This is a genomic window from Rhodobacter sp. 4.3.4 (assembly GCF_058724655.1).
Genome location: NZ_CM178967.1, coordinates 1649137 through 1673111 on the forward strand (window position 1 = coordinate 1649137; position 23975 = coordinate 1673111).

22 protein-coding genes are annotated in these 23975 nt (G+C 66.4%); 14 read left to right on the forward strand and 8 right to left on the reverse strand.

The window, feature by feature from the left end; translation table 11 throughout:
- Positions 1–5: 5 nt before the first annotated feature.
- From nifJ to ubiT, 5 genes are all read right to left on the reverse strand, one after another.
- A complete protein-coding gene (gene nifJ, locus AC4PTB_RS08000; RefSeq protein ID WP_492192483.1) occupies positions 6–3632 on the reverse strand; it encodes a pyruvate:ferredoxin (flavodoxin) oxidoreductase in 3627 nt (1208 codons plus the stop codon).
- Positions 3625–5268, reverse strand: coding sequence for an NAD(P)-binding protein (locus tag AC4PTB_RS08005; RefSeq protein WP_492192484.1), 1644 nt, complete (start codon positions 5266–5268; stop codon positions 3625–3627). The genes nifJ and AC4PTB_RS08005 overlap by 8 nt, the downstream gene beginning before the upstream one ends.
- Positions 5269–5410: 142 nt before the next feature.
- On the reverse strand, positions 5411–6313 hold the full coding sequence (gene ubiV, locus AC4PTB_RS08010) for a ubiquinone anaerobic biosynthesis protein UbiV (protein WP_492192604.1): 903 nt from the start codon (positions 6311–6313) through the stop codon (positions 5411–5413).
- 16 nt (positions 6314–6329) lie between these two features.
- Positions 6330–7307, reverse strand: a complete 978-nt coding sequence (gene ubiU / locus AC4PTB_RS08015; protein WP_492192605.1) for a ubiquinone anaerobic biosynthesis protein UbiU — start codon at positions 7305–7307, stop codon at positions 6330–6332.
- Entirely contained in the window at positions 7307–7855 is a 549-nt protein-coding gene (ubiT, locus tag AC4PTB_RS08020; RefSeq protein WP_492192485.1) for a ubiquinone anaerobic biosynthesis accessory factor UbiT, read from the reverse strand. The genes ubiU and ubiT overlap by 1 nt, the downstream gene beginning before the upstream one ends.
- A gap of 138 nt (positions 7856–7993) precedes the next feature.
- Here ubiT and AC4PTB_RS08025 point away from each other — a divergent pair, with 138 nt between their 5' ends.
- Both AC4PTB_RS08025 and AC4PTB_RS08030 read left to right on the forward strand, forming a co-directional pair.
- Positions 7994–9505 carry a UbiD family decarboxylase gene (locus AC4PTB_RS08025; protein WP_492192486.1) on the forward strand — a complete coding sequence of 504 codons (1512 nt, stop codon included), beginning with the start codon at positions 7994–7996 and terminating at the stop codon, positions 9503–9505.
- The gene (locus tag AC4PTB_RS08030; RefSeq protein WP_492192487.1) at positions 9502–10071 is read left to right on the forward strand and encodes a UbiX family flavin prenyltransferase; all 570 of its coding nucleotides are present in this window, start codon (positions 9502–9504) and stop codon (positions 10069–10071) included. Before AC4PTB_RS08025 ends, AC4PTB_RS08030 begins: the two co-directional genes overlap by 4 nt.
- Here the strand turns inward: AC4PTB_RS08030 and AC4PTB_RS08035 are convergent.
- The gene (locus AC4PTB_RS08035; protein ID WP_492192488.1) at positions 10047–11246 is read right to left on the reverse strand and encodes an NnrS family protein; all 1200 of its coding nucleotides are present in this window, start codon (positions 11244–11246) and stop codon (positions 10047–10049) included. The genes AC4PTB_RS08030 and AC4PTB_RS08035 overlap by 25 nt on opposite strands.
- A gap of 156 nt (positions 11247–11402) precedes the next feature.
- Here AC4PTB_RS08035 and AC4PTB_RS08040 point away from each other — a divergent pair, with 156 nt between their 5' ends.
- Positions 11403–12356, forward strand: coding sequence for an acyltransferase family protein (locus AC4PTB_RS08040; protein ID WP_492192489.1), 954 nt, complete (start codon positions 11403–11405; stop codon positions 12354–12356).
- 246 nt (positions 12357–12602) lie between these two features.
- Here AC4PTB_RS08040 and AC4PTB_RS08045 read toward each other — a convergent pair whose 3' ends face one another.
- Entirely contained in the window at positions 12603–13517 is a 915-nt protein-coding gene (locus AC4PTB_RS08045) for a hydrogen peroxide-inducible genes activator (RefSeq protein WP_492192490.1), read from the reverse strand.
- A 98-nt stretch (positions 13518–13615) separates the two neighbouring features.
- Between AC4PTB_RS08045 and katG the strand changes: the two genes are divergently transcribed.
- The 8 genes from katG to AC4PTB_RS08085 all read left to right on the forward strand — a co-directional run bounded on the left by katG (position 13616) and on the right by AC4PTB_RS08085 (position 22415).
- Complete coding sequence (gene katG, locus AC4PTB_RS08050) at positions 13616–15784, forward strand: catalase/peroxidase HPI (RefSeq protein ID WP_492192491.1); 2169 nt, start codon at positions 13616–13618, stop codon at positions 15782–15784.
- 196 nt (positions 15785–15980) lie between these two features.
- Positions 15981–16166, forward strand: a complete 186-nt coding sequence (locus AC4PTB_RS08055; protein ID WP_492192492.1) for a hypothetical protein — start codon at positions 15981–15983, stop codon at positions 16164–16166.
- A 219-nt stretch (positions 16167–16385) separates the two neighbouring features.
- On the forward strand, positions 16386–16733 hold the full coding sequence (locus tag AC4PTB_RS08060; protein ID WP_492192493.1) for a thiol-disulfide oxidoreductase DCC family protein: 348 nt from the start codon (positions 16386–16388) through the stop codon (positions 16731–16733).
- Positions 16734–16805: 72 nt separating this feature from the next.
- Positions 16806–17084 (forward strand): SH3 domain-containing protein, encoded by a 279-nt coding sequence (locus AC4PTB_RS08065; protein ID WP_492192494.1) that lies wholly within the window; start codon positions 16806–16808, stop codon positions 17082–17084.
- Positions 17085–17403: 319 nt separating this feature from the next.
- Positions 17404–18705 carry a tyrosine-type recombinase/integrase gene (locus AC4PTB_RS08070; RefSeq protein ID WP_492192495.1) on the forward strand — a complete coding sequence of 434 codons (1302 nt, stop codon included), beginning with the start codon at positions 17404–17406 and terminating at the stop codon, positions 18703–18705.
- Positions 18702–19268 carry a hypothetical protein gene (locus tag AC4PTB_RS08075; protein WP_492192496.1) on the forward strand — a complete coding sequence of 189 codons (567 nt, stop codon included), beginning with the start codon at positions 18702–18704 and terminating at the stop codon, positions 19266–19268. Before AC4PTB_RS08070 ends, AC4PTB_RS08075 begins: the two co-directional genes overlap by 4 nt.
- Positions 19269–19856: 588 nt before the next feature.
- Entirely contained in the window at positions 19857–21923 is a 2067-nt protein-coding gene (locus tag AC4PTB_RS08080) for a hypothetical protein (protein WP_492192497.1), read from the forward strand.
- Positions 21924–22016: 93 nt separating this feature from the next.
- The gene (locus tag AC4PTB_RS08085; protein ID WP_492192498.1) at positions 22017–22415 is read left to right on the forward strand and encodes a hypothetical protein; all 399 of its coding nucleotides are present in this window, start codon (positions 22017–22019) and stop codon (positions 22413–22415) included.
- A 135-nt stretch (positions 22416–22550) separates the two neighbouring features.
- Here the strand turns inward: AC4PTB_RS08085 and AC4PTB_RS08090 are convergent, their stop codons facing one another.
- Positions 22551–22775 (reverse strand): transcriptional regulator, encoded by a 225-nt coding sequence (locus AC4PTB_RS08090; protein ID WP_492192499.1) that lies wholly within the window; start codon positions 22773–22775, stop codon positions 22551–22553.
- Between the two features lie 102 nt (positions 22776–22877).
- On the opposite strand from AC4PTB_RS08090, the gene AC4PTB_RS08095 reads away from it, so the two are divergent.
- From AC4PTB_RS08095 to AC4PTB_RS08105, 3 genes are read left to right on the forward strand one after another with little or no spacing between them, the layout of a single operon-like run.
- Positions 22878–23192, forward strand: a complete 315-nt coding sequence (locus tag AC4PTB_RS08095) for a hypothetical protein (RefSeq protein WP_492192500.1) — start codon at positions 22878–22880, stop codon at positions 23190–23192.
- 13 nt (positions 23193–23205) lie between these two features.
- Complete coding sequence (locus AC4PTB_RS08100; protein ID WP_492192501.1) at positions 23206–23715, forward strand: hypothetical protein; 510 nt, start codon at positions 23206–23208, stop codon at positions 23713–23715.
- On the forward strand, positions 23712–23975 hold the full coding sequence (locus AC4PTB_RS08105; RefSeq protein WP_492192502.1) for a hypothetical protein: 264 nt from the start codon (positions 23712–23714) through the stop codon (positions 23973–23975). The genes AC4PTB_RS08100 and AC4PTB_RS08105 overlap by 4 nt, the downstream gene beginning before the upstream one ends.

Below are 23975 nucleotides of genomic sequence, written 5' to 3' on the forward strand. Positions count from 1 at the left end.
GCTCCTCACATCTTTCCGGCCGCGCCCAGGGCCCGGGCCGGGTCCGGTCCCGCATCCATACGTGTAAACTCCTCGTAACTGCGATATTTTTCAAGCACCGCCTGCTGCGCCTCGTCAAGCAAGGCGGCGGCCTCTTCGGGGCGGGTGGCGGTCAGCGCGGAGTAGCGCAGCTCGTTATAGGCATAGTCCTTGAAGGGCAGGGTCGGGCGCGGACTGTCGAGCCGGAACGGCGCTTGCCCCGTGCCGCGCAGCTGCGGGTCATAGCGCAGAAGCGGCCAGTAGCCCGAGGCGACGGCGCGGTCCTGCTGATCGAGCCCGCGGCGCAGGTCGAAGCCATGCGCGATGCAATGGCTATAGGCCAGGATGAGGGACGGGCCGTCATAGGCCTCGGCCTCGCGGAAGGCCTGCAGCGTCTGTTGCGGATTGGCCCCCATCGCCACCTGCGCGACATAGACATTGCCGTAAGCGACGGCCTGCAGTGCCAGATCCTTGCGCGCGGTGCGCTTGCCCGCGGCGGCGAATTTCGCAATCGCGCCCAAGGGTGTGGCCTTCGACGCCTGACCGCCGGTGTTCGAATAGACCTCGGTGTCCATGACCAGCACGTTCACGTTGCGCCCCGAGGCCAGAACGTGATCGAGCCCGCCATAGCCGATGTCATAGGCCCAGCCATCGCCGCCGACGATCCAGATCGAGCGCCGCACCAGATGGTCGATCACGCTCATCAGATGTTGCGCGCGGCTGTCGTCGCGATGGGCCAGAAGTCGCGTCTTCAGCGTCGCCACAAGCTCGCGCTGCGCCCGGATCTCGCTTTCGCGGATCTGCGGCGCCGAGAGGATCGCGGCCACCAGCTCCTCGCCGACCTCGGGCGCCATGTCCTGCGCAAGGCTTCGGGCCAGCTCCAGATGCTTGTCGGCGGCCAGCCGGAAGCCCAGACCGAATTCGGCGTTATCCTCAAAGAGCGAATTCGCCCAAGCCGGGCCGCGGCCTTCGCAGTTCTTCGTCCAAGGCGTCACCGGCAGGTTGCCCGAATAGATCGAGGAACAGCCGGTGGCATTGGCGATCATCAGCCGGTCGCCGAAAAGCTGGCTGAGCAGCTTGACGTAAGGCGTTTCCCCGCAGCCCGCGCAGGCGCCCGAAAACTCGAACAGCGGTTCCAGGAATTGCACGCCTCGGACATTGCCGAAATCGACGCGGGCGCGGTCATTCACCGGCAGATGCGCGAAGAAGGCCATCGCTTGCCGCGCCTCGTCCAGCAGCGGCGCCTTCTCGGTCAGGTTGATCGCCTTGACGCCCGGCTCGACCGGGCTTTGCGCCGGGCAGGCCTCGATGCAGAGCCCACAGCCGGTGCAATCCTCGACATGGAATTGCAGACTGAACCGCGCGCCCGGATAGCCGCGGGCATTGACCGGGGCGGATTTGAACCCCTCGGGGGCGCCTTCCAGCAGGTCCTCGTCGAAATATTTCGCCCTGATGACGCTGTGCGGGCAGACAAAGCTGCATTGCCCGCATTGGATGCACAGATCGCTGCGCCAAGCCGGAACCTCGTCGGCGACGTTCCTTTTCTCCCAGGCGGCGGTGCCGGTCGGGAAGGTGCCATCCGCAGGCAACAGGCTGACCGGGATCTCGTCGCCGCGGTCCTCCATCATCGGCGCGGTGACGCGGCGGACGAACTCGGGCGCATGGGGCGGCACGACGGGCGGCCGCTCGAAGCTTGAGGTGACGGCGCCTGGCACTTTCACCTCCTGCAGCCGTGCGAGCGTGCCATCGACGGCGGCGCAGTTCTGCTCGATCACCCGTTTGCCCTTGCGGCCATAGGTTTTCCTGATCGCGGCCTTGATCTGCGCGATGGCGTCCTCGCGCGGCAGCACGTTCGAGAGCGCAAAGAAACAGGTCTGCAGGATGGTGTTGGTGCGCCGCCCCAGCCCCACCTCGCGCGCGGCGGTGTTGGCGTCGATGACGAAAAGCTTCAGCCCCTTGTCGAGGATCGTCTGTTGCATGGACCGGGGCAGGCGGTCCCAGACCGTGTCGGGGCCGAAGGGCGCGTTCAAAAGCACCGTCGCGCCGGGCGCGGCCACGCGCAGCACATCGATTTTCGACAGGAAGGGGAATTGGTGGCAGGCGACGAAATTCGCCTGATGGATCAGATAGGGCGCCTTGATCGGCCGCGGCCCGAAGCGCAGATGCGACACCGTCTGCGCCCCCGACTTGTGGCTGTCATAGACGAAATAGCCCTGCGCACAAAGCCCCGCCTCCTCGGCCAGGATCTTCACCGAATTCTTGTTGGCGCCCACCGTGCCATCAGATCCAAGGCCGAAAAAGACTGCGCGAACAACATCTTCCGGCTCGGTGTTGAAATGCGCATCGACGCTCAGGCTGGTGAAGCCGAGATCATCGGTGATGCCCAGGGTGAAGCCCTGTTTCGGGGCGTCTTGCGCCAGCGCGTCGTAAACCGCCTTCACCTGCGCCGGGTCGAAATCCTTGGACGAAAGCCCGTAACGCCCGCCGGTGATGCGCGGCAGGGTTGCGCGCGCCCCGGTGGCGACCGCCTCGCACAGCGTTGCGACGACATCGAGGAACAGGGGCTCGCCGGGGGCGCCGGGCTCCTTGCAGCGATCGAGCACCGCAAGCTTCGTGCAGGACGCGGGCAGGGCGGCCAGAAAGGCCGCGCCCGGGAAGGGGCGGTAAAGCCGCACAATGAGCGCGCCCAGTTTTTCGCCCGTGGCGTTCAGCGCGGTCAGGGCTTCTTCGACCACCTCGGCGCCCGAGCCCATGATGACGATCACGCGGGTTGCCTCGGGATCGCCCAGATAGTCGACCAGCGCATAGCGCCGCCCGGTCAGGGCACCCAGCCGCGCCATTTCCGCGGCGACGATCCCGGGCACGGCGGCGTGGAACGGATTGCCCGCCTCGCGGCCCTGAAAGAACACATCGGGGTTTTGCGCCGTGCCCCGCACGACCGGGTTTTCGGGCGACAGCGCCCGGGCCCGATGCGCACGCACCAGATCATCGTCGATCATCGCGCGGATCGTTTCGTCGGGGATCAGCCGCAGCGTGTTGACCTCATGGCTGGTGCGGAAGCCGTCGAAGAAATGCACGAAGGGCACGCGGGCGCGCAACGTGGCGGCCTGCGCGATCAAGGCCATGTCATGCGCCTCCTGCACCGAGGCCGAGGCCAGCATCGCAAAGCCCGTCGCGCGCACCGCCATCACGTCGGAATGATCGCCAAAGATCGACAGCGCATGCGTGGCCAGCGCGCGCGCCGCGACATGAAACACCGTCGGCGTCAGCTCGCCCGCGATCTTGAACATGTTCGGGATCATCAGCATCAGGCCTTGCGAGGCGGTGAAGGTCGTCGTCAGCGCGCCGGCCTGCAACGCGCCATGCACCGCGCCCGCCGCCCCCGCCTCGGACTGCATTTCCTGAATCACGGGCACATTGCCCCAGATGTTCGTCACCCCGCGCGCCGCCCATTCGTCGGCCAGTTCCGCCATCGTCGACGAGGGCGTGATCGGATAGATGCCGCAGACCTCGTTCACCCGATAGGCGACATGGGCGGCGGCGGTATTGCCATCCATCACCGCCTTTGGCCCAAGCGCGGCGGGGCTGTGCTGTTCCGCCTTGCTGTCACGCATCGGGGGCCTCCTCGGGGATCATCGCAAGCGCCCCGCAGGGGCATTGTTCGGCGCAACTGGCGCAGCCGGTGCATTTCGTCAGCTCGATGCGGTAGCCGCGGCCGGGGCCGTGCTTGACGATCGCCTGTTCCGGGCAGGCGGCAAAGCAGTTGTCGCATTCGTAGCACTGGCCGCAGGAATAGCAGCGTTGCGCCTCGTAGCGGGCTTCCCTTGTGGTCAGCCCCTTGCGGATTTCCTGAAAGCCCCCCAGCCGCGCCGCCTCGGCCAGACGGCGCTGCGCGCTTTGCGCGGCATCGGCATAGACCGGCAGGTTGAGACAGGAAAACCCGGCCAGAGGGGCAGGGGGTTCGGGCCGATGCGTGCCGCCCGCCAGCCAGGCGTCGATATGGCGCGCGGCCAGTTTGCCATGCCCGGTCGAGATCGTCACCGATTGTTGCGCAGGCACCATGTCGCCGCCCGCGAAAATCCCCGCAGCCCCCGTCTGCATGTCGGGGCCGACGACGACCGCACCATCCGGCGTGAAGGCAAGCCCCGGCACGGCTTGCAGAAATCCGCTGTCCGATTGCTGACCGAGCGCCAGCACCAGCGCATCCGCCGAAAGCGTCTCGATCTCGCCCGTGGGCTGCGGACGGCCCTCGGCATCCAGCTCCATCCGCTCGATCTGCAGATCGGAGCCCGAGATTTCCTTGATCGTCGAAAGCCAGCGGATCTTCACCCCCTCTTCCAGCGCCTCGTCGGCTTCAAACCCATGCGCGGGCATATGGGCGCGGTCGCGCCGGTAGACGATGATGGTTTCGGTGGCGCCCAGACGCTTGGCCGTGCGCGCCGCATCCATCGCGGTATTGCCGCCGCCATAGATGACGACGCGCCGCCCCAGCATCGGCGGGGCCGCAGACGAGGTGTCGCGCAGAAGCTTCACCGCATCGAGCACCCGGGCGGCATCGCGCGCCGGGATCTCGACCCGCTTGCCCATCCCGGCCCCGATCGCCAGAAACACCGCGTCAAAGCCGCCCGCGGTCTTTTCCGCCATCAGGTCCGTGACCTTGTGGTTGAGCGTGATCCTGACGCCGAGCGCTTCGATCCGCGCCACATCCGCGGCCAGCTCCGCCCGCGGCATCCGGTAGGCGGGAATGCCGAAATGCATCATCCCGCCCGCCACCGGCCCGGCCTCGCGGATCTCGACATCATGGCCAAGGCGGGCGAGGTGATAGGCGGCCGAAAGCCCCGCGGGGCCTGCGCCGACGATCAGGACGCGTTTGCCCGTGGCATCGCGCAGGCGGTGGAAGGCCCAGCCCTCGCGCGTGGCCATGTCGCCCAGAAAGCGCTCGACCGCATGGATCGACACGGCGCTGTCGACCTCGGCGCGGTTGCAGCCCGACTCGCAGGGGTGATAGCAGACGCGCCCATGCACGGCGGGCATCGGATTGTCTTCGGTCAGCTTTTCCCAAGCCTGGCGGTAGCGCCCCTCCTGCGCCAGCGACAACCAGGCGCGGATGTTTTCCCCCGCCGGGCAGGCGGCCTGACAGGGCGGCGTCAGCGAGACATAGGCGGGATGCTGGCGGCGCACCGGCCCCGTGCTGCCCCGCGATCCGTTTGGAACGATCAGGGGCGTCAAATCCCGTAGCCGCGTGCCCATGCTCTTCTCCGGTGCTGGTGTCCCGACCGGGAAAGCCTAGCCCGCCCGGGCAAGGGCGTGCATGATTTGGATCACGTCCAAATCAGCAGGCCCGGACCGATTGTTGCGGACCGGGCCTTCGATATTGCGGGCCGTTGCGCCCTCAGGCGGAAATCGGGTGCTGCCAGTCCGAGCCCGAAGGCCCGTCGAAGAAGCCATCGGCAAAGCGGCCGCCGGGCGCCTCGGGCAGAAGTTTCGCCACCAGATCGGCGGGCGCGATCTTGCCCGCCAGACGATCCGCATAGCCTTGGCACAGCCCGTTGAAATCGCCCGTCTGCGGCGAGAGCCGCAGCGCCGAAACCCCCGCCTCGGCCAGAGCCTCGGTGTAATAGGCCGCGCAGCCCGTCGCGGCGGAGAGCGTCTGCACCCCGTTCACCGACAGGAAGGCCTGACCGTCGAGCGTGTCGACCTCGCGCCCATCCAGATCGGCGCCGCAGATGAACTGGCAATTGTCCTTGGCCCGGTCATGCAGCCGCGCATGATAGCAGCGCGCCGACATGGCCAGCGGCAGCCGCCCGTGGCCCCAGACCTCGACCGCCACGCCCGCCTCCTTGCCCGCCTTGCACAAAGCCGCAATCGACTTCAGCGGCAGCTCGGGCGGCAGACAGATCCGCGTCGCACCGCGCCGCGCCAGATAGGCCAGCGTGCCCTCGTTATAGACGTTCACCAGCGGACCAACCCAGAAGGGCGTGCCCTCGGGGATGTGCTTGAGCGCGGTGATATCGTTGATCTCGACCGGCAAACCCATGTCGAACAGGTCTTTGGTCTTGGCGCGTTCGCGGTTGAGCGTGATCAGGCCAAGCGTGGAGAGCGCCACTTCCTTGCCCGCATCCCGCAGCGTCGCGACGATCAGCGGGATGTCATGTTCCCAAAACGGCAGCCGTTTCGAGCAGACCACCTCGCCCACCACGACACGCGCCACCGGCGCCGCGCGCAGGCGTTCGTAAAAGCCCCGTGTCGCATCGGTGGTCCAGAAAAACAGGTTGGCACCAACCGTGAGGTCCATCGTCATCTTCAAATCCTCAACGCCAGGTCTTCGCATAGGCCCCGGCCGTGGCCTGCTGGCCCTCGGTCAGACGGGCCAGTTCGGCCAGCGGCAGATCGCGGCCCTCGGCCAGCGCATCGGTGGCGGCGCGGAAGGCGCGCACCACCTCGGCCACATAGGCGCGCGAGCGCTGCCGCCCCTCGATCTTCAGCGCCGTCACCCCCGCCTTGGCCAGCGCCGGGATCAGGTGGCGGGCGTCAAGGCTCACCGGATCTTCGAAGACATGGCCGGTCTGCTCGCCAGAGGTGAAACAGCCCTTGCACAAGGTCGGATAGGGCGCGGGTTGCTCTTTCGGCGTGCGGTGGATGGTGAAGCCGCCCAGCTTCGCCGCCAGATCCGGGCCTTCCTCGGCATAGACGACGTGAGAGGCGGGCGAGCAGACGCCGTTCATGTTCGGCGACAGCCCGGTGGCATAGGAGGAGAGCGCGCAGCGCCCCTCGGCCATCACGCAAAGCCCACCAAAAACAAAGGCTTCCGTCTCGACGTTGATTTCCTTGTTGATCGCGGCAATCTCCTGCACCGTCAGCACGCGCGGCAGGACAACCCGTTTCACGTCAAAGGTTTCGGCGTAGAAGTTGATCGCATCGGGGTTCGAGGCCGCCGCCTGCACCGACAGATGTCGGCGCAGCTTCGGGTGATGCGTCGCGGCGTAATCCAGCAGCCCGATATCGGCAAGGATCACCGCATCGACGCCCGCGGATTCGGCATCGGCCAGCCGCTGATGCCACAGCTTTTCGGCGCCCGCGCGCGGGAAGGTGTTCAGCGCCACCAGAACCTTGGCGCCGCGCTTGTGCGCCCCGGCCACGGCGGCGGTCAGTTCCTCGGTCGAGAAGTTCAGCCCCGGGAAGTTGCGCGCGTTCGTCTCGTCCGAGAACCCGCAATAGACGGCATGCGCCCCCGCCTCGACCGCGGCGCGCAGGGCGGCCGGGGTGCCCGCGGGGCAAACAAGTTCCATCATGTCCAGTCTCCTGCCAGCGTATCGACGCGGTGCAGCACCACGCCCGAGCCTTTTTCGGCGAGGCTCACCGCCTGTTGCACGAAGGGTTTCAGCGGACCCGCCATCTCGGCCAGTTCGGCGGCAAGGTCAAGTTCCGCATCGTCAATCGCATTGCGCAGCGCGACCACGGCCGAGGTGTCGCCCTCGACCACCAGATCGCGCGAAAAGAACAGCGCATCGCCGTCATAGGCGCCATGCATCATGCCAAGGAAAGCCGCGATCGGCCCGGCAATCCGCGCCTCGGCCATCGGTGCGGTGCGATGCGCGCTGACCTTCACGCCGCCCGCGCGCAGATCCAGAAGCAGCAGGAAGGGCAGGTCGGTCGGGTCGAGCAGGAAGCGGCTTTCGCGATAGTGCCCCAACCGGGCGAACAACCCGGGGTGGCGTGTGGCAATCCGTCGCGCCAGCATCGAGAGCGTCACCGAGAGCGGTGCCAGCGGCAGCGGCCGCATCGCCTGTCCCAGCAGGCTGGGCAGGCGGGGAATCGTCTGGTCATGGTCGGACATGGCGCTCCTTTCGTCGGGCGGATGGCCCCTCCGCTAGATGAGCCGCTTTAACGCGGCTCACAATGCGGCAACTTGATCAATGTCAAACCTCTCTTTAACCGGGGATGCTAGCCGACCCAAGACCTTCCGGAGGATTTCATGCGCAGCCTGCCCGTTTTCACCGATCTGCGGTCCTTCCTTGCCTGGGCGAAATCGAAGGGCGATCTGCGCGCGATCCCCGAGCCTGTCGCGACCGATCTGCAGATGTCGGCGGTGCATCGCGCGGTGCTGGAACAGGGCGGGCCGGTCTTGCGGTTTGACGCGCCGGTGCTGCCTTCGGGGGCGCGCTCTGCGATTCCGGTGGTGACGAACCTGTTCGGCACCACCGACCGGGTGGCCGCGGGGCTGGGGCTGCGGCTCGATCAGGTGCCCGAGCTTGGGCAGTTTCTGGCGGATCTGAAATCCCCCGCTCCGGTCGAGGGGATGCGCGATGCCTTTTCCCGCCTGCCGATGCTGAAGGCGGCGCTCTCGACGCGGGTGAATGTCTCGAAGAAAGGCCCGGTGCAGGATGTGGTGCTGGAGCCGGGCAAGGGGCTGAACCTGGAGGATCTGCCGGTGCAGAAGCTCTGGCCCGGCGATGGCGGGCGGCTCTTCACCTGGCCTGTCGTGATCACGCGGCCCTATGGCAGCGCCGCCGATGCGGTGATGAGCTACAATCTGGGCATCTATCGCGCGCAGCTGCATGGGCCCGAAAGCATCATCATGCGCTGGCTGGCGCATCGCGGCGGGGCGGCGCATCACCGCAGCTGGCTTGCCGCGGGGCAACCGATGCCCGTCGCGATGGTGCTGGGCGCGGATCCGGCGACGCTGCTTTCGGCGGCGCTGCCCTTGCCTGAACAGGTGTCGGAACTGACCTTCTCGGGCGTGTTGCGCGGCGCGCGCAGCCATCTGGTGCCCGCGAAAACCGTGCCGCTGATGGTGCCCGCCGAGGCCGAAATGGTGATCGAGGGCTGGATTCATCCCAATGACACCGCGCCCGAAGGCCCCTTTGGCGATCACACCGGCTACTATAACTCGGTCGAGCCTTTCCCGGTGCTGCGCGTCTCGGCGCTGACCCATCGCAAGGACCCGATTTATCTGTCCACCTACACCGGCCGGCCGCCGGACGAGCCCGCGATCATCGGCGAGGTGTTCAACCAGCTTGCCATGCCGGTCTTCCGCCAGCAGATCCCGGAGATCCGCGATCTGTTCCTGCCGCCTGCCGCCTGTTCTTACCGCATCGCCGTGGTGCAGATCGCCAAGCGCTACCCCGGTCAGGCGAAGCGGGTGATGATGGCGCTTTGGGGGATGCTCGCCCAGTTCAGCTATACGAAGATGATCATCGTGGTGGATGAGGACATCGACCCGCGCAACTGGGACGACATCGCCTGGGCGATGGCGACGCGGATGGACCCGGCGCGCGATACCGTCATTCTGGACCGCACGCCGATGGATTATCTCGATTTCGCCTCGCCCATCGAGGGGTTGGCGGGCAAGATCGGCATTGACGCGACGAACAAGATCGGCACGGAAACCACGCGCGAATGGGGCACGGTGATGAAGATGCGCCCCGAGGATACGGCTTTCGCCGAGACGCTGCTGAAGCGCCATTTCCCCGGCGGTGTGAAATGAATGCCCGCGTCGTTCTGGGGGTTTCCGGCGCCTCTGGCGCGCTTCTGGCGCTTGCCGTGGCCGAGGCGCTGGTCAAGGTCGGGGCGGAAATCGATCTGGTGGTCTCCTCCGCCGCGAAGCTGACCTTCGCGACCGAGATCGACATGGGCGCGCTCGAGCGACTGCAGGGGATGGCGGCGCAGGTGCATGCGATCGGCAATGTCGGCGCGGCCATCGCGTCCGGGTCTTGCCCCGTTGCGGGGATGATCATTGCGCCCTGTTCGATGCGCTCGCTGGCCGCCGTTGCCCATGGGCTGGATGACAACCTGCTGACGCGCGCGGCCTCGGTGCAGCTGAAGGAGCGCCGTCCGCTGATCCTGCTGGCGCGGGAGGCGCCGCTGACCTTGGCGCATCTGCGCAACATGACGGCGGTGACGGAAATGGGCGGCATCATCCTGCCGCCCGTGCCCGCGTTCTATCTGAAACCCCGGACCGTCGAGGAGATCGCGGCGCAGATCGGGGCCAGGGCCGTCGATCTGCTGCGGCTGGGTCCGGCGCAGGCTCAGGCCTGGTCGCCCTCGCCCTGATCCCTGATCTTCGGGCCGTGGCCCAAGGGCCGCGCCCCCGGCGTGCCGGGTTGCAGTTTCTCGCCGGTCAGCGCGGGCCAAAGCCCGACCAGCATCGCCGCATAGGCTGCCGCGAACAGAGCCGCCGAGGCGAGCAGTGCCCGCGGATCTTCGCCCAGCGTGCGCAGCAAGGTTGCCGCGATCAGCAGAAGCCCCGCGGCCTTGAGCGGCGCCGTGGCAACCGAGCGGCGGCCCGATTGGCCGAGGCTCATCTTGATCATCACCGCCGAGGACAGGCCCGCGACAGCGCCGATGGCGAGCAGATGCACGGCGCCCGGATAGATCTGCATCGCCATCACCCCGGCCATGCCCATCGCATAAAGCCCGGTGCCCAGGCACAGAAAGCCGATGTGAAAGCCCGAGAGCAGCGCATCATGCTTGAAGGCCCAGCCATTGCGAAAGCCCATCGCGCGGAACAGGTTCGTCGCCCCGGCGAGCACCAGCACGGCGCCAAAGGCGCGCGGCGGCAGGAAGGCCGCGGGCACGCAAAAGGCGGTGAAGATCGGCCCCCAGGTGTCCAGCCCGCTTGGCCGCGGCAGCGCGGTCTCGCCCTTGTGCACCATGGCGTTGCGGGTCAGCCCCGCGGTCAGCCTGCCGCCAAAGGCCGCGTTCATCGTGGCACAAGCCATCAGCCCCGCCATCGCGCCCTTCGGCGCCAGCCCCGGGGCAACGCCCATCCAGTCCAGATGCATGATCAGATCCGAGACCCAATGCAGCAGGAAGATGCCCAGATAAGAGAGCGTTTCGAGCTTCTTCAGCCGCGCAACCGGCCAGGCCATCTTCGCCACCACCAGAACGCCAAAGCCCAGATCGATCAGCGCAACGACCGGCGCGGGGATGAAGGCCGAAAAGGCGATCGCCAGCCGCCCGGCGAGCCACAGCCCCGCCAGCGCCGGAAAGTAGATCCCCTGCAGCGCTTTCGGCGCCGAGGCAAGGAAGATCCCCGCCAGCACCGCGCCGCCATAGCCAAAGATCATCTCATGCGCATGCCAGTCGACGGGCATCGCGCGGCTGGGCAGCAGATCGGTGCGCAGCCCGGCGGCGATCCAGTGGCCCCAAAGCGCCATCGCCCCGATGGCAAAGAGGATCGCGGCAAGGTAGAAGGTGCGGTGACCTTCGCGGAAGATGCGGGACATGGGGCCTCCTTGGTCTTTGGCCTTTCCTGCCTGCACCTTTGCCGTTTCGCAAGCCCCCGGGCAGGCGGCACGTTGGCTCACCCGGGTCTTGATGGCGGGCCTTGATCCGCGGCGGCGGCGGCGCTAGGGCAGGGGGATCACAGCTTCGAGAGCCGCATGACCGCCACCGCCGCCAAGACGCAACGCCTGTTCGGGCTGGATCTGCTGAAACTCTTTCTGGCGCTTCTGGTGGTGACGATCCACGCCAACCCGTTTCGCGGTGTCAGCGACGAGGCGATGTGGGCGCTTGGCAATGGTCTGGCGCGGATTGCGGTTCCGGCGTTTTTCGTCGTCGCGGGCTATACCTTTCGCCCCGAGGTGCCGGGGCGGTCGGTGCGGCTGGTGGGGCGCTATCTGAAGCTGCATTTCCTCTGGCTGGCGATTTACCTGCCCGCCTGGTGGCAGACGGTCTGGGACCACGGGCTGATCGAATATGCGAAATTCTGGGTCTTCGGCTATTGGCATCTGTGGTTTCTGGTCGGCCTCGCGATCGCGGTGGGGCTGTCGCAGCTGGTCTGGCGGCTGTCCGACCGGGTGATCTGGACGATTGCGATTGCGGTGCTGCTGGCGGGCTTTGCGCTGCAATGGGCGATCGGCTTTTACATCCTGCCGCGCGGCTTCTGGCCCGATGCGAAGAACGGCGTGCTGATGGGCTTCCCGTTCTATCTGATCGGCTACATGAGCCGCCGCAGCGGGCTGGTCGAGCGCATTCCCTTGCGGGTGGCGTTTTGGGGGTCGTTGATCGGGCTTTGCGCGGTCGTGGGCGAATCCGAACTGATGAAGGCCTTGGGCGGCGCGCATCCGCTCGCCCCCGAGACGCTTCTGACCGCCGCCGTCACCGGCCCGCTTCTGGTCGCGCTTGGGGTGAAGGCGCGGGGCTTTCCCGACTGGCTTACGCGGTGGCCCGTGGGCACGCTCTCGGCCGGGATCTATTTCCTCCATGTCGGCATCGTGATCTGGCTGAACCACTTCACCCTGCCGCGGGTCGAGGTCTATCTCATCGCCGTCACCGGGGCGACGCTGATCACGCTCGGCCTGATCCGCACCGGGCTGGACAAGAAGCTGTTCTGACGGGGATCTGACCGAGGCCATCGCCGAGGTCCGGCGCAACGGCTGTCCTGTGACCGCCGAGGGACCAAAGGCCCTCGGCCAGCGCCCGCCCCGCCCCCGGCGGGCGCTTCTCGCCCGCCGGGACGGGCGCTGGCCTCTGTTGCGCCTGGGGATGCTATCTTGTGTCCGCGGTCGCGCACGGGCGGGGAAACGCGGGTCGCGTTTCCTGTTCCGCCCGAAACTCCACCTGAAGCCCGGATCGCCGCCTCACATCCCCTTGGCCCGATCCCGCAGCGCGGTGCCAACCTCCGCGATCACCGCCGCAACCCCGGTCAGCTGCTCTGACAGCGGCGAGGAGCGGCGCCACACCAGCCCCACCCGCCGCGACGGCGCAGGCGCGGCCAGACGCGCCACCGACACCGGGGCCGAGCGGGTCTCGACCGGCAGCGCGATCTCGGGCAGCAGCGTCACCCCGATCCCGGCGCCGACCATCTGCGTCAGCGTGGCCAGCGACGAGCCCTCCATCACCGTGCGCGGGGTCACGCCGCCCACCTTGCAGAATTCCAGCGCCTGATCGCGGAAGCAATGCCCCTCCTCCAGCAGCAAAAGCCGCATCTGCGGCAGCGCCTCGGCCGAGGGCACGGGCCTGCCCGCCTCCGCCGCGGGCCGCACCAGCACGAAATCCTCGGTGAAAAGCGGCACCTCGGCCAGCGAGGGCTCCGAGACCGGCAGGGCCAGGATCGCCGCATCCAGCTGCGCCTCGGTCAGCGCCGCGATCAGCTTGCCCGTCACCGCCTCGCGCGGGGCCAGTTCAAGCCCCGGATGGCTTTGCGCCAGCGCGCCGACCAGCGCGGGCAGAAGATAGGGCGCGATCGTCGGAATGACGCCCAGCCGCAGTGGCCCCGAGAGCCGCCCCTGCGCCGCGCGCGACAGATCGGAGAGCTCGTCCACCGCGCGCAGGATCGCCCGCACCCGCGGCACCATCGCCGCGCCCAGCGCCGTCAGATGCACCTGCCGCGGGCCGCGCTCGAACAGCGCCGCCCCCATCGTCTCTTCCATCTCGCGGATCTGCACCGAAAGCGCGGGTTGCGAAATCGCGCAGGCCTCGGCGGCACGACCGAAATGGCCGCTGCGCGCCACCGCATCGAAATAGCGAAGCTGTTTCATTGATAGGTTTAGCATAGTGAAAAGTTATCGCATACTTCAGATAATGCAATTGGAATTTATCAAAATCGCCTTCTAGTTTCATCGCAACAGCAACAAACCCAGCGGAGGACGCGATGGACAGCAAGGACAGGGCGACCGGCAAATGCCCGGTGATGCATGGCGCGGTGACGGCGGCGGGGGGGTCGAACACCGGCTGGTGGCCGAATGCGCTCAACCTCGATATCCTGCATCAGCATGATGCCAAGGGGAACCCGTTGCACGGGTTCGATTATCGCGCCGCGGTCAAGGGGCTGGACGTGGCGGCGCTGCGTGCCGATCTGACGCGGCTCATGACCGACAGCCAGCCCTGGTGGCCGGCCGACTGGGGCCATTACGGCGGGCTGATGATCCGCATGGCTTGGCACGCGGCGGGCAGCTATCGCGCGGCGGACGGGCGCGGCGGCGGCAATACCGGCAACCAGCGCTTTGCGCCGCTGAATTCCTGGCCCGACAACGTCAGCCTCGACAAGGCGCGGCGTCTGCTGTGGCCGATCAAGAAGAAATACGGCAATGCCGTCAGCTGGGCCGATCTGATCCTGTTCGCGGGCACGGTGGCTTACGAGTCGATGGGGCTGAAGAGCTTCGGCTTCGGCTTTGGCCGCGAGGATATCTGGGCACCGGAAAAGGATGTCTATTGGGGCGCGGAACAGGACTGGCTGGCGCCGTCCGAGGGGCGTTACGGCGATCTGAGCAAGCCCGAGACGATGGAAAACCCCTTGGCCGCGGTGCAGATGGGGCTGATCTATGTGAACCCCGAGGGGGTGAACGGCGAGCCCGACCCGGCGCGCACAGCGCTTCATGTCCGCGAGACTTTCGCGCGGATGGGGATGAATGACGAGGAAACCGTGGCCCTGACCGCGGGCGGCCATACGGTCGGCAAGGCGCATGGCAATGGCGATGCCAAGGCGCTGGGGCCGGACCCGGAATCGGCCGATGTGACCGATCAGGGGCTGGGCTGGTCGAACCCGCATCAGGGCGGGCAGGCGGCGCAGGCTGTCACCTCGGGGATCGAGGGCGCCTGGACGACGCATCCGACGCGCTGGGACATGGGCTATTTCGAGATGCTTTTCGGCCATGACTGGGAGCTGACGAAATCCCCCGCGGGTGCCTGGCAGTGGAAGCCGGTGACGATTGCGGAAGGTGACAAGCCGCTCGATGCGACCGACCTGACCACCCGCCACGATCCGATGATGACCGATGCCGACATGGCGATGAAGGTCGATCCGGTCTATAACGCGATTTGTCAGAAATTCATGCGCGATCCCAAGGCCTTCGACGACGCTTTTGCGCGCGCCTGGTTCAAGCTTCTGCACCGCGACATGGGGCCGAAGGCGCGCTACATCGGCCCCGATGTTCCGGCCGAGGATCTGATCTGGCAGGACCCGGTGCCGCAGGGCCCGACCGGCTGGGACGTGGCTGCGGTCAAGCGCGCGATTGCCGCGGCGGGGCTTTCGGTCTCTGATCTGGTGGCGACGGCCTGGGATTCGGCGCGCACCTTCCGGCAGTCGGATTATCGCGGCGGCGCGAATGGCGCCCGCATCCGCCTTGCGCCGCAAAAGGACTGGGCGGGCAACGAGCCCGAGCGTCTGGCGCGGGTGCTGTCGGTGCTTGAACCGATCGCGGCGGCGGCGGGGGCCTCGGTCGCAGATGTGATCGTGCTGGCGGGCAATCTGGGCGTCGAACAGGCCGCGGCGGCGGCGGGTTTCGCGCTGGAGGTGCCCTTCACCCCGGGCCGGGGCGATGCGACCGCGGAGATGACCGACGTGCCAAGCTTTGACGTGCTGGAGCCGGTGCATGACGGGTTCCGCAACTGGCTGAAGGCGGATTACGCGGTCTCGCCCGAGGAGCTGCTGCTGGACCGGGCGCAGCTGATGGGGCTGACGGCGCCGGAAATGACGGTGCTTCTGGGCGGTCTGCGGGTGCTTGGCGCCAATCACGGGGGCAATCCGCAGGGCGTCTTCACCGACCGGCCGGGCGTTCTGAGCACCGATTTCTTCACCACGCTGACCGACATGGGGCTGAGCTGGCACCGGGTCGGGGGCGGCTACGAGCTGCGCGACCGCGCGACCGGGGCGGTGAAATATAGCGCCAGCCGGGTCGATCTGGTCTTCGGCTCGAACGCGATCCTGCGCGCCTATGCCGAGCTTTACGCGCAAGATGACGCCGCGGCCCGGTTCGTGGCCGATTTCACCGCCGCCTGGGTCAAGGTGATGCAGGCTGACCGCTTCGATCTGCGCGCCTGAGCCCCCCGAAGGCCGGTCGCAGATCCGAAAGGCCCCGCCGCCTGCGGGGCCTTTTGGCGCGCGGGGGCGGCATCGCGTGCCATTGACTTTGCCCCCGCCTTGGCAAAGATTTTGCGCGCAAGGTGCAAGGGGCGCCTTGCGCAAGCCTCATACCGACCCGAGGGAGGGACCATCCTTGGCCATTATCGATCATCCCATGCTGCGCCCGCTGCCGATGCGGCTTTTGCCCGTGATCTTCCTTGTCGGCTGGGCCGTGTTCGAGGCGGTGTTCCTGGGCGGCATCGTCTGGCCGATCCTGTTCATCGGGGCTGCGGCCTATTGCTATTATGTGCTGATCCACACCTATACGCCGCCGGGCGAAAAACCGTCGAAAGACGCCTGAGCCCCGGTTCCGCACCATCCCGGCCCGGTCCCCCCGCGGGACCGGGCCTTGTCTTGCGCCGCCCCCCGGGAACCGATCAGGAAACGATCCCGCCGCGGTGTTTCCCCGCCGCGATGCCCTCGCCCGTGGCAATTTCCGGTCGCCGCCCCATATCCGGTTCATGCCCCCGCCGGAGACCGCGATGACACGACCCCTCTTTTCCGCATCCCGAGGCCCTTCATGACACCCCGTCTGACGGTCTGGTTCGACAGCGGCTGCCCGCTGTGCCGGCGCGAGATCGCGCTGATGCGGCGGCTGGACCGGCGCGGGGCGATCGCCTTCGTCGATCTTGGCGCGGCCGGGGCGGATTGTCCGATCGACCGGGCCGAGTTGCTGGCGCGGTTTCATGCGTTGGAAAACGGCAGGCTGCTCTCGGGCGCGGCGGCTTTTGCCGCGATGTGGCGGGCGATCCCGCTGCTGCGTCCGCTCGGGCGCCTGGCGGGCTGGCCGCCGCTTGCCCCGGCTTTCGAGGCGGCCTATCGCCGCTTCCTGCGCCTGCGTCCCCGCCTGCAACGGCTGTTGCGCTAGGTCCGGCGCAGGCGACGGCTTTCTTCGCGCCCGGGGATGTCGTATGCGAGGGGAAACGAACCAGGACAGATCATGCGACCTTCTCTTGTGGCTCTTTTCGTTTTCCTGCTGGTGGCCGGCTGCATGGCGGGCAATGGCGCGGTGGTCCGGGGCGCCGGGCCGGATGATCTTCTGAAGCTGCGCGACGGCCCGGGCCTGTCGCACAAGATCATCATCGGCCTGCCGGATGGAACCCGTCTGACACGTGGCGACTGCGTGACGCGGCAGGGCAGGGTCTGGTGCCGGGTCGCCCTGACCGACCGGCCGCAGATTTCGGGATATGTTTCGGCCGAATATCTGGCCCACCGCTGAGCGGCGCGGGCGTCTTGCGGACCGCGGCACCCCGCGCAACCGCATGGCGCCCTTGCGGCACCGAGCCTTGGCTCAAAGAGGCGATGGCTTGTATCAGCCGGATCCTGAGTGAGAAAGATGAGGCGCAAACCGCCATCGTCTGAGCATTTCGAACACGTGTAGCGTTGAAATGGCGGAGAGGGAGCCCGCCAAAGACCGGCTGCGACCTGTCGCACGGCTGCGCATCTCACCCGCATAAGATCAAGGGCATAATGGTTTTCAACTCGCCAAGCGTTGCAATGCGTTGCAAACAAGCGTAACCTTTTAGGAGGGTAGCAGTATGGGTGTTTCAATGCCGCGCATCGCCAAGGAACTTACCCCGCTCGAAGTGAAGAACCTGCGCCACACCGGCAACGGCCAGAACGCGGTTTTCGCGGTGGGCGGCGTCTCTGGCCTTCTGCTCCAGATCACCCGCACCGGGGGCCGCACTTGGCTTCTGCGCGTCACAGTCGGGGCCAAGCGGCGCGAAATCGGGCTGGGTGGCTTTCCCGATGTGACCCTTGCGCAAGCGCGGGAACGGGCGCGGGAAGCCAAGGACCAGATCCGCAAGGGCCTAGACCCGGTGGAAGAACGCAAGGCTGCCCGGTCGGCGCTGATCGCCGCGCAGGGCAGGGGCTTGCTGTTCAAGTACGCGGTTGACCGCTGCCTTGCCTCGAAGCTGGACGGTTTCAAGAACGCCAAACACCGCGACCAATGGCGCAACACGCTCGACACCTACGCCGTGCCGGTTCTTGGCCTCATGACGGTTGAGCAGATCACCACGCAAGACGTGCTGCGCGTCCTGCAACCCATCTGGCAGAGCAAGACCGAAACCGCCTCACGCCTGCGCGGGCGGATTGAGGCGGTGTTGAGTTGGGCGACGGTGGCCGGGCATCGCACGGGCGACAATCCCGCGCGCTGGGCGGGCAACATCAAGGAACTTCTGCCCGCCCCCGACAAGGTGGCCGAGAAGGACAACCACCCGGCCTTGTCCCTGGACGACATGCCCCGGTGGATGGCCGAGTTGCGCAACCGCGCGGGCTTCGGGGCACGGGCGCTGGAATTTGCCGCTCTGACTGCCGCCCGGTCGGGCGAGGTGCGGGGCGCGACATGGGCGGAAATCGACCTAGAGCGGGCGCTTTGGGTGGTGCCTGCCGAGCGCATGAAGATGAAGCGCGAGCACCGGGTGCCGCTCTCGCCCGCCGCCGTGGCGCTGTTGAAAGCCCTGCCGCGCCTTGAGGGCAACCCGCTTGTGTTCCCGGCCCCGAAGGGCGGGCAGTTGTCCGACATGACCCTTTCCGCGACCATGCGCCGGATGCACGAAGCGGAAGTTGCCGCCCAGCGCCCAGGCTTCGTGGATCCCCGCAACAAGCGCCCCGCCGTGCCGCACGGGCTGCGCTCGACCTTCCGCGATTGGGTGGCCGAGGCGACGACATACCCCGGCGAAATGGCCGAGGTTGCGCTGGCACACCGCATCAGCAACGCGGTGGAAGCGGCCTATCGTCGGGGCGATATGGTGGAGAAACGCCGCCGCATGATGAGCGATTGGGCCGAGGCGCTGGGCGGTGAGCGCAAGGGCGGTGAAGTGGTGAGGTTGGGGTGAACGAGCAATCAGAAGCTTGGTTCCTAGAGGCCCTGAGCAATCGAAGCCGTGCGCTGTTGGACCGGCTGAAAACTGGCGAGACAAACGAGGCCTATATCGCGCTTGACCTGATGCGCGCGATGCTCTCTGCCCATCTTGGGGGTATGGCGCCTGAGACTGTCAGAAAAGCCCTTCCGGTTGAGGCGTGGCGCAGTGATTGTTTGCCGGTGCCAGTTGCCTTTCTTCGCGTCTTGGCCCTTGGATGGGAGCAATACCTCTCGGAGCAGGAGAAACCACAAGGCGAAGGTCTTTCTCTCGGTCAATGCCTTGGCATCGAAGCGCGGCGCAGCGGAAGCCGAGGCTCTGCGAAACGAATGCACACCCGCGACCAGCATCAAGCGCTTGCGAATAGCGTTTCACGCCTTTTGCTCAAAGGGCACGGAGGAGCGCAGCTAAAGGAGATGGCTGCATTCGAGCAAGTTGCCTCAGAAAACGGCGTAAGCGTCACGACCGTTCGCAATGCTTTTCGCAAGTATGGCAAGCCGAACATGGGCTTATATAAAGCGATGGCAAAAACCTCCTGAGGTTTTTGCCCCCGCATCAGCGTGAAACCTGAATAGGCCAGGCGCAATCTGTCGCCAATCGCAACACCGATTGGAGGCAACGGCGATGACCTGACCCCGACCGAGGGCGCGCTCATCATGGCGCTGATCGAAACCTTCCGCCGTACCCTCGAACTCACCGACATCGAGAAACGCCTGAGAGAATTGGAGGCGAAGCAATGACCCTGAAAAGCCGGATCGAAACATTGGAACGCCGCGCCGGTGTGAGCCAAACAAGCTTGCCGGAAATCATCCTTCATTGCGGGGTGAGCCAAGATGCCTCGGGGGAGCTGGTTTCCCGCCCCGGCTTCGCGGTGTTCATCGGCTTTCCCCAAGGAAGACCTGATAGCCCTCGACGGCGAGACCAACGAGCAATTCAGCGCCCGCGCCGAAAACCACCTGGCCGAACTCAAACGGGCCAAATCCATCATCGAGCAGAAAGGAGCCTGACAGATGGCAGACCTTCAACAATTCACCGGCGCGACGCCGACCGCGACCGCAGCACCGTTCTACGTCGAGGGGCCAGACGGGGCGATTGTCGAGTTTCCGGCAGGCACCGACATGGCCACAATGGAGCGGGCGATGGCCGGCCATTATGGCACTGCGCCCAGCGCCACGCAGCCTCATTCGCCGCAGCCCACACCAGAAGCCCAGATCATCGCTACGACCAAAGACGGCGGCGTCGTGCGCAGGCGCGAGGATGGCACACTTGGCTTTTCAAGCCCCGGCATGTCCACCAACGACCAAGAGACGATCAAGCGTATCATGGAAGGTGCCACGCCCGCCGATGCGTCAGTTTATTCGGAGGTCTCCACAGGTGGCGGCATTGGTGCTGCGGCGCGCGGGGCGCTTCAGGGCATTTTGTTCGGGTTTGGCGATGAGGTCGTCGCGCGCGGCATCTCTGCTTTGCCGGGCGGCGGATCTTATGAAGCAGAATTGCAGCGCGAGCGGGCGCGACTGGCGAAGGGCGAAGAGGAAAACGCCGCGGCGCACTGGTCCGGACTTATCCCGGGAGCAGTCGCTTCGTCTCTGGCAGGCTGGGGCGCTCTTGGTGTCGGCGCGAAAGGCGCGACGGGTCTTGGAACCGCCGCCCGAGGTGCCGCAATGGGCGCGGCCGAGGGTGGGCTCTATGGCGCTGGGAACGGCGAGGACACGCGCAGCCGCATCAAGGGGATGTTGCAGGGTGCCTTGGCTGGGGGAGTCGTGGGCGCCGCCGCTCCTGCGGTAGTCCATGGCGCCGCCGGGGCGGCCGGAGGTGTCCGCGACATGATCATGGGTGGCGTAGATGCCGCGCTCAACCGTGGCAGTGCGGGCCGGGCGAATTCCGCGCTGATGGAAACCCTGCGCCGATCCGGTCACACGCTCGACGATGTGGCGAACGCGGTCGAGACCGCGGCGCGAGAGGGTCAGCCCGAGTTTCGTCTCATGGACGCGATGGGAATCGCCGGGCAGCGCCGGACGAATGGCATCGTGCGGGCGGGCGGCGATGGGGCCGAGGAAGTCGCGCAATTCCTGCGCCAGCGCCAGATGGACCAGCCCGACCGCATGGCCGGGTTTGTCGATGAGGCTTTCGGCATGGGCGGCAAGAGCGCCAAGCAGACGCAGGACAGCTTGGTGTCAGCGCGCGGTGTCGCCGCGGATGTGGCCTATGATGCAGCGCGCAAGGGGGCTGGGCCGGTGGACATTCGCGGCGTGCTGGCGGCGATTGATGACCGGATCGGCCCCATGCAGGGCAGCGGCGTGACGGGCGATGGGATCGACGCCACCCTGTCGCGGTTTCGCTCGCGCCTCGCCGCGCAGCCGGGCGGGGAGGCATTCCCCGGCGCGTCGTCGGTTGAACTGTCCGATTTTGACCGCGTGCTGGGCGTGAAGCAGGATCTGCAAGACGCGATTGGCGTCGCGGTGCGCGCCGGGCGGAACAATGAGGCGCGCGAGCTTGGCAAGGTGCTGGCGCAGATCGACGGCGCGCTTGAGGGCGCCTCGGGCGGCTATCGCGCCGCGAATGATGGCTTCCGGCAGGCGTCGCGCGTGATCGATGCCGTGGACACGGGCGCGCAGTTCGCCAAGGGCGGGCGCTATTCCGACACGATTGCCGCGTTCCGGTCCATGACGCCGGAAGAGCAGGCCGCGGCCCGGGCTGGGTATGGCGACGACATGCTGGGCCGGATCGAGCGGAACAGCGCCAGCACGGCGAACCGGGCTAAGGTGTTCAGCAGCACGAAAGCGCAGCAGGAAGCCGACGCGATGGCGCTTGACCCGGGCCTGTTCAGGAACCGCCTTGGCCGTGAAAACACGATGTGGGAGACGCAAAACCGCGCTCTCGGCGGCTCCCAGACCATCGGGAACGACGCCGACGTGAAAGGGCTTGAGGGTGCCGCGACCATCGGACGGATGATCCGCGACGCACTGATGGGGAACCCGGCGAATGCGACAATCGGGCTCGTCGGCCATGTCGCGCCGAAGCTGACCGGCCAGAACGAGGCGACGCGCGCGCTGATCGCAAGGGCACTCATGTCGGACGATCCGCGTGCGGCGCTGGCCTCTGCGATGGCGCAGAGTGGGCGGGAAGAGACGCGGAAACAGGTCGCTGCGGCGCTGGCGCGGGCAATCGGGCGCGAGGCATATCAGGCTAGGTGACGCTGGAGTGAAAGCGTGAGGGCGCGGGGGATTGGCCTGCAATGCGGTCTGTTGCTATCATCCTCCGTGCCCAACTTCTGAGGATCCGACGAGATGAACGATTCCGAAGAATTTACTCACCACGAGAGACTGGCCTTTCTGGAAAAGAAAGTCGAAGAGCAGGAGGCGCAAATCGACACTCTGCGCAGTGCCGTGGCTACGCTTCTGATCGACAGCGCATTCAGGGCTAAGGACCCATGTTGCACTCGTGAGCTTGCCGGACTTCGGGATTATGCGAGGCAGAAGGCGGATGCTGGCGGAACGAAGCATCTTTCTGCGAGTTTCTTCAAACATCGCGCGGATGGCCATCAATGGCTGTTAGACGAAGTGGCCTCGTTGGCCAGTGCGATGTCGGGAAACTACCGGCGGCGAAGCGCCATCGGTTTTATCGATGACCGAGAGTACGACCACGCCATGCGGATGGCTGAACGCCTTCAGCGGCTCGCGGATTGATCCCGGCAAGGTTTCGCGCCTTCGGTTTTCACCGCTGTCTTGAATGCCGTGAAGAGGCGCCACACAGGCACACCGCGAGTCATGGCTGAAGCGTAACCGCGCCTGATGTGTAGGTTGTGACATGCTGGTGAGGGCCTAAAGCTTGAGCGCCACCCCCGGCCCGGTCGCAACCTGGCCACCTTCGAGGAACTGAACGCCGCGGGCTTCCAGTGTCAGCCGGACAAGCTGAATGGTTGAAGCTTTGCCCTCGCCCTTGTCCAATTTGTTCAACGTGTTTCGGTGCAGGCCGGTGGACTCTGCAAGCTCCGGGTTGCTCAAGCCCAGCGCGGCTTTTGCCATTTTGAACTGTTCAGGCGTCATTCGCTCTCCAAAATAGTGCTATCGGCACATTTTATGGGTTGACGGCACATGCCAAAAGCCCATTTAATATGCTAGCAGCACATTTGATCGGGGGCAACCGCCATGACCATCAACCGCTCCGAACTCTTCGCCCTCGCGTGGGAACTCGCCCGGCAAGACCTGTGGAGGTTGCGCCTTCCTGCCTCGCGCCTTCGCGGCCTCTTCCCCGCTGCCCTGTCGCGCGCTTGGACGATCATGAAGGGCCGCGCCACCTATCGCGCCCGGTGCATTGCGGCGGCAGCGACGGCCCGCCCGGTCGAAGAGATCCGCACAGAGATTGTCACCCTCGAATGCAAGGATTGCCTGTGCGGGGCCGATTGGCTGCGCCTCGACGCCCTGCGCGCAGAACTCAACGCCGCCTTTGCGATGGCGGCATAACCCGGAGGAAATGATGAACGACCAAACCCCTGACGCCTTCACTGGTTGCCCCGGCTTTGGCGCCCAGGAAGCCCACCGCCTCGCCCTCTTCGCCCAGATCACCGGCACCAATCCGCCGCCCCCGACCGCGGCCGATGGCGAAGAGGCGGTGATCAACCGCGACTTCCTCACCTATTGCCGGGAAACGGGCCTGCGCCTCGATTGGCTGATCTTCGGTGAAGGCAGCATGCTCCGGCAGTCGGCAGACCACAGCCCGGTGATGGCGCTTTTCGAGGAATGGAAGCTTCTCACCAATTTCATGAAGAGCTCGCCCGCTGTCGATGATGATGACCTCGAGCCGCTCGCAATGGAGCAAGAGGCCATCACAACGCGGATGGTCAACACGACTTCGACGAGCGCCCTCGACTGGATCGCCAAAGTCTACGCCTTCACCGAGCGGGGCGACGACTGCGGCATCCTGCGCGATGGCTTTCAAGCGCTCTGGGCCGAGGCGGAAGTGATCCTGAAAAGGCGCGCGCAATGACCCTCGAAGAAGCCGACAAGGAATACAACGAACTGATGGCGAGCCTGGATGAAGTCGAGCGGATGATCTTGCGGGCGGCCATCCTCGGCCGCGGGCGTGGCGTTCTGACCCTCGACCGACTCAAGACTGAGGTGCCCGATATGCTCGATCGGCATCGCGCAGGTAAGCCCGTCTGCATCGAGGAGATTCAGGCGCTTTACATTGCTCCGGCCGCTCCGACCGAGGTGATGCTGAAAGGCGGTGCGCTGTGGACGAGATGA

Excerpts from the sequence above, each read along its gene's own strand:
- katG (WP_492192491.1), top strand. The coding sequence starts at position 13,616 with ATGGACAGCAAGGACAGGGCGACCGGCAAATGCCCGGTGATGCATGGC.
- AC4PTB_RS08035 (WP_492192488.1), bottom strand. The coding sequence starts at position 11,246 with ATGTCCCGCATCTTCCGCGAAGGTCACCGCACCTTCTACCTTGCCGCG.
- nifJ (WP_492192483.1), bottom strand. The coding sequence starts at position 3,632 with ATGCGTGACAGCAAGGCGGAACAGCACAGCCCCGCCGCGCTTGGGCCA.
- AC4PTB_RS08030 (WP_492192487.1), top strand. The coding sequence starts at position 9,502 with ATGAATGCCCGCGTCGTTCTGGGGGTTTCCGGCGCCTCTGGCGCGCTT.
- AC4PTB_RS08095 (WP_492192500.1), top strand. The coding sequence starts at position 22,878 with ATGACCATCAACCGCTCCGAACTCTTCGCCCTCGCGTGGGAACTCGCC.
- ubiU (WP_492192605.1), bottom strand. The coding sequence starts at position 7,307 with ATGGAACTTGTTTGCCCCGCGGGCACCCCGGCCGCCCTGCGCGCCGCG.
- AC4PTB_RS08055 (WP_492192492.1), top strand. The coding sequence starts at position 15,981 with ATGCTGCGCCCGCTGCCGATGCGGCTTTTGCCCGTGATCTTCCTTGTC.
- ubiT (WP_492192485.1), bottom strand. The coding sequence starts at position 7,855 with ATGTCCGACCATGACCAGACGATTCCCCGCCTGCCCAGCCTGCTGGGA.
- AC4PTB_RS08105 (WP_492192502.1), top strand. The coding sequence starts at position 23,712 with ATGACCCTCGAAGAAGCCGACAAGGAATACAACGAACTGATGGCGAGC.
- AC4PTB_RS08080 (WP_492192497.1), top strand. The coding sequence starts at position 19,857 with ATGGAGCGGGCGATGGCCGGCCATTATGGCACTGCGCCCAGCGCCACG.
- AC4PTB_RS08090 (WP_492192499.1), bottom strand. The coding sequence starts at position 22,775 with ATGACGCCTGAACAGTTCAAAATGGCAAAAGCCGCGCTGGGCTTGAGC.
- AC4PTB_RS08060 (WP_492192493.1), top strand. The coding sequence starts at position 16,386 with ATGACACCCCGTCTGACGGTCTGGTTCGACAGCGGCTGCCCGCTGTGC.
- AC4PTB_RS08100 (WP_492192501.1), top strand. The coding sequence starts at position 23,206 with ATGAACGACCAAACCCCTGACGCCTTCACTGGTTGCCCCGGCTTTGGC.
- AC4PTB_RS08040 (WP_492192489.1), top strand. The coding sequence starts at position 11,403 with ATGACCGCCACCGCCGCCAAGACGCAACGCCTGTTCGGGCTGGATCTG.
- AC4PTB_RS08085 (WP_492192498.1), top strand. The coding sequence starts at position 22,017 with ATGAACGATTCCGAAGAATTTACTCACCACGAGAGACTGGCCTTTCTG.
- AC4PTB_RS08065 (WP_492192494.1), top strand. The coding sequence starts at position 16,806 with ATGCGACCTTCTCTTGTGGCTCTTTTCGTTTTCCTGCTGGTGGCCGGC.
- ubiV (WP_492192604.1), bottom strand. The coding sequence starts at position 6,313 with ATGGACCTCACGGTTGGTGCCAACCTGTTTTTCTGGACCACCGATGCG.
- AC4PTB_RS08025 (WP_492192486.1), top strand. The coding sequence starts at position 7,994 with ATGCGCAGCCTGCCCGTTTTCACCGATCTGCGGTCCTTCCTTGCCTGG.
- AC4PTB_RS08070 (WP_492192495.1), top strand. The coding sequence starts at position 17,404 with ATGGGTGTTTCAATGCCGCGCATCGCCAAGGAACTTACCCCGCTCGAA.
- AC4PTB_RS08045 (WP_492192490.1), bottom strand. The coding sequence starts at position 13,517 with ATGCTAAACCTATCAATGAAACAGCTTCGCTATTTCGATGCGGTGGCG.
- AC4PTB_RS08005 (WP_492192484.1), bottom strand. The coding sequence starts at position 5,268 with ATGGGCACGCGGCTACGGGATTTGACGCCCCTGATCGTTCCAAACGGA.